This is a genomic window from bacterium (assembly GCA_035691305.1).
Lineage (GTDB): Bacteria > Sysuimicrobiota > Sysuimicrobiia > Sysuimicrobiales > Segetimicrobiaceae > DASSJF01.
In genome coordinates, this window is record DASSJF010000036.1 from 40239 (window position 1) to 50191 (window position 9953).

Sequence of the window (9953 nt, forward strand, 5' to 3'; positions counted from 1 at the left end):
CCCGGGGCCTTACGCCGGAACGACCGGCAGGATCACCCGCGACGGCCGCGCGGCTTCGTGAAAGACGGTCTGCGTCGCGGTCTGGTACGCCTGGTCGAGCCCGAGCGGCCCGCCGGTGTTGGGGTTCACGTCGAACCGCGGGAAGTTGGACGACGAGACCTGCAGCCGGATGTTGTGCCCGCGCTTGAAGACGACGCTCGTCGGATAGAGCGTGATTGTGAACTCGTAGGGCCGGCCGGCCTCGAGCGGCTCCGGGTGCTCGCGGTCGTCGCGGTAGCGCGCGCGGATGATGGAGTCACCGATGTTGAGCTCGTAGCCGTCGGGATAATCGACGTTGGGCGGGTAGACGTCGATCAGCTTCGCGGTGAAGTCGGTGTCGGCCGCCGACGACGCCGCCCAGAGGCGGACCTCGACGGCGCCGGTCACCTCGACGTCCCGCGCGAGCGGCGGCGTGGAGAAGACGAGGACGTCTCGCCGCGCCGACAGCGGCAGGCGGTCGCGCGCGCCGAAGACGTGCGGCCCGCCGCGCTGGTCGAAGCCGCCGCCCGGCATGATGTCGTAGCCGACGGAGATGTTGCCACCGATCGTGGGCACCGGATCCGCCGGATCGAAAACGAACCGCGACGGCGCGGCCCCCGCGGGCGGCGCCTGCGGCGCCAATCCGCCGCCCGGCTGCAGGTAGAACGGCGTGTACTCGGTCCGCGCGGGCGGCCATTCGCGCTCCGTGCGCCACCGGCCCCCGACGTCGAGTTTGCCGGAGCCCGGGACCTTGCGGCCCGAGCCGCCGCCCATCACGAAGATCTGCACCGGCGGCTCCTCGAGCAGGCCGTTCTTCGCGCCGCGCAGCACCGCGTCGAACCAGCCGAGCCGAAACCGGTCGTAGCCGAGCGGCGCGTCCGGCCCGAACTCCGCGTCGCCGGAGTGGGGCAGATCGAGGTTGGCCCCGCCGTGAATCCACGGCCCCATCACCATGCGCACCGGGCTCTTCTTGCGCCGGCTCAGTTCGACGTAGTTGGTCACGGTCGAGCGCGCGTACGAGTCGTACCACCCCCCGCAGAAGTAGACCGGCACGTCCGCGTGCCGGTCGTACAAGCCTTCGATCGAGTAGCCGGGCCGGCCGGCCCAGTACTCGTCGTAATCGCCGTGCTGCCAGATGTCGAGCAGCCACCGCTCGTACGACGGCACGTGCCGGAGCGGCGTAAGGCCCGCCTTCGGCGGGAGCCGGCCGAGCCAGGAACGCACCTCGCCCCAGGCCTGGTTCATCGCCACGCGCGTCGCCGCGTCGGCCAACGCCTCGCGCGAGGTGGTGGCCATCATGAACGCGTAGGTCGCGAACCGCACCTCGAGCGCGCCGCCCTGGCGCATCGACGCGGTGTGGTAGTTGTGGAAGCCCATGCTGACAAACTGCGCCGCGAGCCCCGGCGGGTTGAGCGCCGCGAGGCTCGTCTGCGTGCACGACGAGTAGGACAGGCCGATCGTCGCGACGCGGCCGTCGCACCACGGCTGCGCCCGCACCCAGCCGACCGTCTCCACGCCGTCGGGGCCCTCGTTGCCGAAGGGGTAGAATTCGCCTTCCGATTCGAACCGGCCACGCACGTCCTGCAGCACGACGGCGTAGCCGTGGCTCGCGAAGTACTTCGCCGACATGACGAGCGCCGCGCCGAGCTTGTTGTACGGCGTGCGCTCGAGGATCGCCGGCCACGGTCCGGGGGCGCCCGCCGGCAGATACACGTCCGCCATGAGACGCGTCCCGTCGGACAGCCGCATGCCGGCGTGCCGCTCACATGCCACGGGGTGGGTCGGCGTGGCCCGCGGGCCCGCCTCGAACGACGGCGGCGGCGTCATGCGCCCCAGGTCTGCCGCAGCACGCGCACCCAGTTGCCGTGCGCGAGCTTGGCGAGATCGGCGTCGGTGTGTCCGCGCGCCCGGAGCGCCGCCGTGAGACGCGGCAGCCCCGCGGCGTCCTTCAACTCGGCCGGCATCGTCGCGCCGTCGAAGTCAGAGCCGAGCCCGACGTGGTCGATACCCATCCGCTCGGCCATGTACTCGACGTGATCGACCATCCGTGCGATCGGCACGTCGGTCGAGCGCTCGCCGGTCTCGCTCAGGAAGCCGACGTGGAAGTTGAGGCCGGCGATACCGCCGGAGTCCCTGATCGCGTCCATCTGCTTGTCGGTGAGGTTGCGCGCGCTCGCCGACAGCGCGTGCGCGTTCGAGTGCGTGCAGACGAGCGGCGCGGTCGAAATCTTCGCGACGTCCCAGAACCCCTTCTCGTTGATGTGCGAGAGATCGATCATCACCCGCCGCGCGTTGAGCTGGCGGACGAGCGCGCGGCCGAGGTCCGTGAGGCCCGGCCCGGTGTCCGGGCTGCTCGGGAACTTGAACGGCACGCCGGTCGCGTACCGGTTGCGCCGGCTGTGGGTCAGGCCGACCGAGCGGATTCCGGCGGCGTAGAACGTCTCGAGCGCGCGGCCGTCCGGATCGAGCGGCTCCGCCCCCTCGAAGTGCAGCAGCATCGCGAAAGTGCCCCGGTCGAGACACGCCTGGAGCTCCGCGGCGGTCCCCACCACAGCCACCCGCCCGTCGGAGGCGCTCGCGATATGCAGCAGGCGGCCGAGCAGGTCGACGGCCTGCGCCTCCGCGTACTCGAGCGACATCGGCTCCGGCCACGTGCGCTCGTCCGCGTAGCGGTTCATCGAGGACTCGAGGGTGGACGACTTGGACCGAACGTCCTCCGCCGGCGGGGCCGGATCCGGAATGTACACGGCAAAGAAGCCGCCGCCGAGGTTGCCCTCGCGGGCGCGGGGCAGATCGATGTGGCCGCTCTCCGACCGCTCGAAGAACGACCGGCCCGTCTTGACCATGCTGAGCACCGTATCGTTGTGCCCGTCGAAGATCGGCGGACCGTCCTGCTGGCGGGGGGTCATCCGTTCCGCTCCTTCTCGCCGGCGCCGCGCGCCGCGGGATTCTCGGGATACGAGCACCAGTCGCTCCAGCTGCCGGGGTACAAGCGCGCGTCTTCGATCCCGGCTTCGTCCATCGCCAGTAGATTCTCGCACGCCGTCACGCCCGAGCCGCAGTACACCACGGCTTCCCGACCGCGGAGCCCGTCGAATCGCTCGGCCAGGGCGGCCCGCGGCCTGAGCCGGCCCTGCTCATCGAGCACCTGCACCCACGGCAGGTTGATGGCGCCCGGCACGCGGCCCGCGACGGGGTCCAACGGCTCGACCTCACCGCGGTAGCGCTCCGGCGCGCGCGAGTCGACGATGGCGGCACCGCCCTCCGCCACGAGGCGGCGTACGCCCTCGACGTCCACCGCCATCTCCGGTCTCGGACGGGGGGCGAACCGCCGGGGGGCGCGCCGCGGCAGTTCCGAGCTCACGGGCTCGCGGGCCGCGATCCACGCGGGCCATCCGCCGTCGAGTACGTGCACCCGGTCGTGTCCGAGGAAGCGCAGCATCCACCACAGCCGGGCGGCGGGCGTCGCCGCGGTCTGCGGCGTGTCGTAGGCGACGACCGTCACAGTCCCGTCGATGCCGAGTCCGCCGAGCGTGCGGCAGAACGTGTCCCAGTCCGGCAGCGGGTGCCGGCCCCCGTGGACCTGTCGCGGCCCGGTGAGATCCCGATCCAGATCGAGATAGGCCGCGCCCGGGATGTGGGCCTCGGCATAAGCCGCGCGGCCGGCCTCGGGCTTCGCCAGATCGAACCGGCAGTCGACGATGACGACGGCCGGGTCGTCGAGGTGCCGGGCGACCCATTGGACGTCGGCGAGATTGCGACGCTTGGCCAGAGTCATAATGTGTAGTCGGTTCGGCGCGGGATTCACCGCGTCCCGCCCGCGGCGTGCGCGGGCGGCTTCCTGCAGGGCGCCGGGCACACCCGGGACGAACGTCCCCGCATGCCGGCCGACGCGCGCGCGGAATCCGGATCGCCCGGGTGGCACGGTATTTTCCCCTACCTCGTCTCGCCGGTGGATCCGGGCGGGCGGGTGCGCACCGGGGTGCTCGCGCGCCTCACCGAGCACCTCATCGCCCGCGGCGTGCACGGTCTCAGCCCGCTCGGCAGCACGGGAGAGTTTCCGTACCTCACGACCGCGCAGCGCGTGGAGGTGGTGCGCGCCGTGGCGGAAGCCGCGCGCGGCCGGGTGCCGGTCGTACCGGGCGTCGCCGCCTACAGCACCCACGACGCGGTGGAGCAGATCCGGCTCGTCCGCGGCGCGGGCGCGGACGGCGTGATCCTGATTCTGCAGACCTATTTCGCGCTGGCACGCGAGAGCGTGATGTCGTTCTTCGAGACGGTGGCGGAGGCGGCAGCCTGTCCGATCTGTATCTACACCAATCCGCGCCTCTTGGGGTTCGACCTCACCCCGGATCAGGTCGTCGCACTGTCGCGGACCCCGAACATCCGCTACGTCAAAGACGCCTCCGGAGAGACGGGGCGGATCCTGACGATCCTGAACCGGACGGAGGGCCGGATCGGCGTCTTCAGCGCGTCCGCGCACGTGCCGCTGCTGGTGTTTCGCCTCGGCGGCGTCGGGTGGATGGCGGGTCCCGCCTGTCTGGTGCCGGAAGCGTGCGTCCGGCTCTACGACCTCGCCCGGAACGGGCGGTGGGAGGACGCGGAGCGCCTGCAGCGGCGGCTGTGGCCGGTCAACGAGGTCTTCCAGCGGCACGGCCTCGCCGCGTGCGTGAAAGCGGGGCTGCGGCTCCAAGGGCTGGACGCGGGCGACCCCATCGCGCCGCAGCGTCCGCTCTCCGGCGCGGCGGTCGAAGAAATCCGTGTAGCGCTCGCGGGCGCCGGGAGCTGAGACGCGCTACCGTTTGGCGGCACTCACCGAGAACTCCGGCGCACCCCCTTTGATCCAGTCCTCCTTCTTGACGTCTTCGAAGACCACGTCGCACGCCTCCCGCGTCGTTCCGCCGATGGTGATGAGCGCCTCGGTGATGGCCTCGGCGATTCGACGCTTCTTCTCGAGCGAGCGGCCTTCGAACAGGGTCACGCGGACAAACGGCATACGGCGCCTCCTCTAGCGCGGGGATCGGGCGGCCCGGGCTGCGGGCGCCCTGCAACGACAGATACCACGCGTGGCAGGCGCACGCCTGTCCCCTCCACGGAGGTTGCGCCGGGCTCGCGGCGAACCCCGCACCGTCACGTCACCCATGGCGGAGGCCGGTCTCCGATGCTCAAGCGACCCGAAGAAAAAGTCCAGGAACTCCGCGAGATCACGATCAAGACCGACACGCGCGACGTCCTCGCGCACGCCGCGATCCAGGCGGAGGCGCTCGAGGACTACTTCCTCGTGGACATCGACGCCCACGTCACGGAGACGTATTTCTGGCCGGAGATCATCAGCCTGATCGAAAACGACGTGATCAGACAAATGGGCGAGGGCATGATGCAGCGGCCCGGCCAGTCGCTGGCGCTCCTCAATCAGATGCCCGGCATCATGTTCCAGAACGTCTACGGCCGGATCCCGCACCAGCTGGCGCTGGCGGAGACCGTCGAGGGCAACGGCGGCCATCATTTCACGCAGCTCGTGCGCCGCGCGATGGACTCGATGGGCCTCGACTACCAGGTCGTCTTCCCGACGCCGATGCTGGTCCTCGGGATGCATCCCCAGGAAGACCTGGAGGTGGCGATCGGCCGTGCCTACAACCGCTGGCTGATCGAGCGGATCCTCCCCGAGGACGAGCGAATCAAGGGCCTCCTCTACCTGCCGTTCAACACGCCGCAGGCCTGCGTCGACGTGATCAACGACTTCGGCGACGCGCCCGGGGTGATCGGCTATACGGTCTGCGCCACTCGGAACAAGCCCGTGCACCACGACTCTTATATGAAGCTCTACGCGCTGATCGAGAAGAGCGGCAAGCCCCTCGCCTTCCACTCGGGCTATCACTGGGGCGACCCGTCGTTCGCGCAGCTCAACCGGTTCATCTCGATGCACAGCATTTCGTTCGTCCACTACAGCCTGATCCACCTGACCAACTGGGTCATCAACGGCCTGCCGGAGCGGTTCCCGGGCCTCAAGCTGGTGTGGGTCGAGAGCGGCCTCGCCTGGGTGCCGTTCATCATGCAGCGGCTCGACCACGAGTTCCACATGCGGGTCTGCGAAGCGCCGGCGCTGCGGCGGCCGCCGAGCGAGTACATCCGGGAGATGTACTTCACGACGCAGCCGCTCGAGAAGACCAACATGAAGCTGCTGCAGGCGACGTTCGAGGCGGTCAACGCGGAGACGCAGCTGCTCTACGCGTCCGACTGGCCGCACTGGGACTTCGACCCGCCGACCGCGCTCACCACGATCCCGTTCCTCGGCGAGCAGGCGAAGCGCAACATCCTCGGGCTCAACGCGGCCCGCGTGTTCAATCTCGAAGTAAAGCGGACCCGTCCGAAGGCGCGCGACGTGCTCGCCGCCCGCCGGCAGAACGGTGAGTAGCGGGATGGGCGAAGCGGCCGCCCCGGCGGATGGCGCGGCGGACTTCGCCGCGGCGGCGGGCGCGTTCGCGGCCGCGGCGGAACGGGCGCTCGCGGCCGGCGCGGACGTCGCCTCCGCCGACATCGAACGGGCGATGAGCGCGGCGATAAAGCTCTACGCGGCGAAGACGGAGTCGGAGGAAACGCCCGCTCCCCCGGTCGCCTCGGATCGGGTGACCCCCACCGAGGTCGTCGTGGTCGTGAGCGAGATGCTCCGCGCGGTGGACGTCAGCCTGTTCGACCTCGCGATGTGGTATCGGCGGCCGAGGTGATCCAATGCGGGAAGTGGTGATCGGGAGAGTATCGGAGTTTCCGGAGTCCGGTCGCCAAGTCGTCGCCGTCGACGACGCGGAGATCGGCGTGTTCCGCGTCAACGGCCGGTTCACGGCGTTCGAGAACGTCTGCCCCCACCTGGGCGGGCCGGTCTGTCAGGGCAAGATCATCGCCCGGGTCCAGGAAGTCATCGCGGAGGACAAGACGAGCCTCGGGCTGGCGTTCTCAAAAGACCGGACGAACGTCGCCTGCCCCTGGCACGGCTACGAGTTCGACGTCGAGACGGGCCGCCACCAGGGCAATTCGCACTTCCGGCTGCGTCCCGTCAAGATCGACGTCGTCGACGGCGATCTCGTCGTGACCGTGCCGGAGCGCACGCGCGAGCGGATCGCCCGCGCCCGGCCGGCGTCTCCCGGGCGTCCCCCGGACTAACTGGCGAGCCGGCTCGGCGGCCCGTCAGCGCTCCCGGTCTCCCGCCGACCTCTCGCAATGCAGTGCGTTGCCCGCGTTGATGGTGAAACCGCCGAAGGACACGTACACCGGCGCCCAATAACAGAAGTCGTTTGGCTGATAAACCGTGAGCCCCTGTACGTACGTCCCGCCCACGGGAACGGTAAGCAGCAGCCCGAGTCGATCGTACAGCCAGTACTGCAGGCCGTTCAGGACGGCGCTCTGGACCGGCGGCCCCCAGGTCTGTTGCACATAGCGGACCGGAACGTTAAACGGGCGTGCGGCCTGGGCGGCGCAGTGCGGCGGCACCGACACGGGCCAGCTCTGCAGCACGTTGAGCGCGACAATGGTGTTGTCCCGCGCCATCACGTCGAGGTTGGTGAACCGGGCGTGGGTCCACCGGTGACCCTGCAGGGTCCGGTTCTCCATCGAGCGTGGTCGGCCGTACCAGCGCTGGACGGCGTCGAGCGGCGTCCCGATCCGGACGGGACCGAGCCCGACTCCAGGAGCGAACGGGGTAGCGGGATCGCACCAGCCTTGCCCCGTCGGCACGTCTTCCGCCAACGCCGCCGGTGCGCCCGGCCCGAGAACGGCGGTCAAGGTCACGACTGCGACTGCCATTACGAGCGATCGCATGCGAGAGCCCCCTCTCCACGCCACGGACTCCAGGAATCCATGCTACACCGATTCATGCCCCAAACTGACCCGCCGCCTACATAATAACGTGGTCCGCCGCGCCCGGGGTTCCCGGCCGCGAGGCCGTACCCGGGGGAGCGGCTGCCGCGGAACCCGCCTGCCGCCCGGCCCGTTCTTGGGCTATGATGGAACCACTGGCCGCGGGCGCGACGGTGGACTCCCGCGGGCCGGCCTGCGCCACGGGCAGGCGGCGCGCCCGGTATCGCGGGGGGCTTTCATGTTCGCGACCGGTCTGATCTCGTTTCTCGTCCTGACACTGGCGCAGGTCCCCCCGCTTTCCGGCATTCCGGACCTCAGCACCCACAAGGAAATCAAGGTCGAGGTCGAGATCAAGGCATCGGCCGACACCGTCTGGCGGATCCTGACCAACTTCCCCGCGTACGATATCTGGAACCCCTACATCTATCCGGCCTCGGGCGACCCCATCGCCGGCCACCAGCTTAATCTGACCCTCCGGGGGGGCACCGTCATCCACTTTCACCCTACCGTGCTCGTGGCCAAACCGAACCAAGAAATCAGCTGGGGCGGGAAGATCCCTCTGGGGGCGCTCGAGCGCGTGGTGACCTTTGACATCACCGAGCTCGAACCGCACCGGGTACGCCTGACGGCCGTCGAGCGGTTCCGCGGCATCGCTCTGCCGCTCGCGTCCGGCGTGACGGGCGACGCCGCGACGGGGTTGAAGGTGATGACCAAAGCCCTCCGGGACCGCGCCGAACTGTTGGATTACGTACCGTCCTCCTCCACCCCGGTCGTCCCGCACCGCTAGCCTCCCTACGCCGGCCACCGCCCGCCGTTCCGCCGTGTGCCGCTCAAACAAGTTTTCCGAAAGATGTTGGAACGAGCCGCAATGATGGAATAATCTGAACGCCATTCTGTAGGACACCTTCATACGGCAAACGGCATCGAAGCCAACGCGACCGGGCGGAACTGGACGTGGGGCTATGGTGGCGCTGCTGAGTGTGATCGTACTGGTGGTTCTGACGGTGAGGCCGGTCGGGGCGACGACGGTCTATACGAACGACGATCCCTCGTACCCGGTCTTCGACGTCAACGCCCAGACGGAAGCGCATCCGGCCGCGACCTGGGCGGAGCATGCTGCGCGGTCGATCGCAAAACTCGCCGCGACGCCGGCCGGCCTGGCGGTGGAGGTCGCGGTCGGCCTATACAACGTGCTGGTGAGCAAGTCGCTGCCTGTCACGTCTGCCACGATCAACTTCTGACGCGGAGCGTCAGAGACGGCGCAGTCTGGGATCGAGCGCATCCCGCAGACCGTCGCCCACCACGTTCAGCGCGAGCACCAGCGTCAGGATCGCCAGTCCCGGAAACGTCGAAATCCACCACTGCACGAGATAGTCGCGCCCCGACGCGATCATTGATCCCCATTCGGGAATCTGCGGCGGCGGGCCGAGGCCCAGGAAGCTCAGCGACGCGAACGTCAGGATCGCGTGCCCGATGTCGAGCGTACCGAGAATCACGATCGGCGATACGATGTTGACCAGGATGTGGCGGCCGAAGACGCGCAGCGGGGAGGCCCCCACCGCCCGGGCCGCCTCCACATATTCGCGATCCCGCGCGGCGAGCACGAGCCCTCGCGCAAACCGCGCGTACGACGGCCACCACGCCACCATGATCGCGATCACCGCGTTGCGAATGCCCGCCCCGAGCGCGGCGGAGATGATCATCGCCAGGATGACCGTGGGAAACGCCAGCATGAGGTCCGTGAAGCGCATGATCGCCTCGTCCGCGGCGCCGCCGCCGTATCCGGCCGCGCTCCCCACCAGCGTGCCGAGCAGGACCGCGAGCGCGACCGCGGCGACGCCCACGGGGATCGAGATCCGCGCCCCGTACAGCACGCGGCTCAGGATATCCCGGCCGAGCGGATCGGTGCCGAGCCAGTGCGCGGGACCGGGCGCGGCGAGGCGGCCGGCGATGTCCTGGGCGAGCGGCGGGGAGGGGGCGATGAGCGGCGCGGCCGTCGCCACGGTGAGCCACGCCCCCACGACCACGAGCGCCGCGATAGCGAGGGGTGACCGGACGAGGGGGCGCGGCGGCATCCACGCCGG

12 protein-coding genes are annotated in these 9953 nt (G+C 69.7%); 6 read left to right on the forward strand and 6 right to left on the reverse strand.

What is annotated here, in order from left to right; all coding sequences use genetic code 11:
• Positions 1–9: 9 nt before the first annotated feature.
• From VFL28_06635 to VFL28_06645, 3 genes are read right to left on the reverse strand one after another with little or no spacing between them, the layout of a single operon-like run.
• Positions 10–1845: a CocE/NonD family hydrolase gene (locus tag VFL28_06635; GenBank protein ID HET7264328.1), complete on the reverse strand. Its 1836-nt coding sequence runs from the start codon at positions 1843–1845 to the stop codon at positions 10–12.
• The gene (locus tag VFL28_06640) at positions 1842–2927 is read right to left on the reverse strand and encodes a dipeptidase (protein ID HET7264329.1); all 1086 of its coding nucleotides are present in this window, start codon (positions 2925–2927) and stop codon (positions 1842–1844) included. Before VFL28_06640 ends, VFL28_06635 begins: the two co-directional genes overlap by 4 nt.
• Positions 2924–3796 carry a sulfurtransferase gene (locus VFL28_06645; GenBank protein ID HET7264330.1) on the reverse strand — a complete coding sequence of 291 codons (873 nt, stop codon included), beginning with the start codon at positions 3794–3796 and terminating at the stop codon, positions 2924–2926. The genes VFL28_06640 and VFL28_06645 overlap by 4 nt, the downstream gene beginning before the upstream one ends.
• Positions 3797–3898: 102 nt before the next feature.
• Here VFL28_06645 and VFL28_06650 point away from each other — a divergent pair, with 102 nt between their 5' ends.
• Positions 3899–4807, forward strand: a complete 909-nt coding sequence (locus tag VFL28_06650; protein HET7264331.1) for a dihydrodipicolinate synthase family protein — start codon at positions 3899–3901, stop codon at positions 4805–4807.
• 6 nt (positions 4808–4813) lie between these two features.
• Here VFL28_06650 and VFL28_06655 read toward each other — a convergent pair whose 3' ends face one another.
• Positions 4814–5014 carry a tautomerase family protein gene (locus VFL28_06655; GenBank protein HET7264332.1) on the reverse strand — a complete coding sequence of 67 codons (201 nt, stop codon included), beginning with the start codon at positions 5012–5014 and terminating at the stop codon, positions 4814–4816.
• Between the two features lie 165 nt (positions 5015–5179).
• Between VFL28_06655 and VFL28_06660 the strand changes: the two genes are divergently transcribed.
• Genes VFL28_06660 through VFL28_06670 form a run of 3 tightly spaced genes read left to right on the forward strand, consistent with a single transcriptional unit; the run spans position 5180 to position 7176 of the window.
• On the forward strand, positions 5180–6433 hold the full coding sequence (locus VFL28_06660; GenBank protein HET7264333.1) for an amidohydrolase family protein: 1254 nt from the start codon (positions 5180–5182) through the stop codon (positions 6431–6433).
• Positions 6426–6743: a hypothetical protein gene (locus VFL28_06665; protein HET7264334.1), complete on the forward strand. Its 318-nt coding sequence runs from the start codon at positions 6426–6428 to the stop codon at positions 6741–6743. Before VFL28_06660 ends, VFL28_06665 begins: the two co-directional genes overlap by 8 nt.
• A gap of 4 nt (positions 6744–6747) precedes the next feature.
• On the forward strand, positions 6748–7176 hold the full coding sequence (locus VFL28_06670; GenBank protein ID HET7264335.1) for a Rieske 2Fe-2S domain-containing protein: 429 nt from the start codon (positions 6748–6750) through the stop codon (positions 7174–7176).
• Positions 7177–7200: 24 nt separating this feature from the next.
• Here the strand turns inward: VFL28_06670 and VFL28_06675 are convergent, their stop codons facing one another.
• Positions 7201–7830 carry a hypothetical protein gene (locus tag VFL28_06675; GenBank protein HET7264336.1) on the reverse strand — a complete coding sequence of 210 codons (630 nt, stop codon included), beginning with the start codon at positions 7828–7830 and terminating at the stop codon, positions 7201–7203.
• A 277-nt stretch (positions 7831–8107) separates the two neighbouring features.
• On the opposite strand from VFL28_06675, the gene VFL28_06680 reads away from it, so the two are divergent.
• Positions 8108–8656 (forward strand): SRPBCC domain-containing protein, encoded by a 549-nt coding sequence (locus VFL28_06680; protein ID HET7264337.1) that lies wholly within the window; start codon positions 8108–8110, stop codon positions 8654–8656.
• A gap of 175 nt (positions 8657–8831) precedes the next feature.
• Entirely contained in the window at positions 8832–9110 is a 279-nt protein-coding gene (locus VFL28_06685; protein ID HET7264338.1) for a hypothetical protein, read from the forward strand.
• 9 nt (positions 9111–9119) lie between these two features.
• Here VFL28_06685 and VFL28_06690 read toward each other — a convergent pair.
• The coding region (locus VFL28_06690; GenBank protein ID HET7264339.1) for an ABC transporter permease at positions 9120–9953 on the reverse strand (834 nt) is incomplete at its 5' end.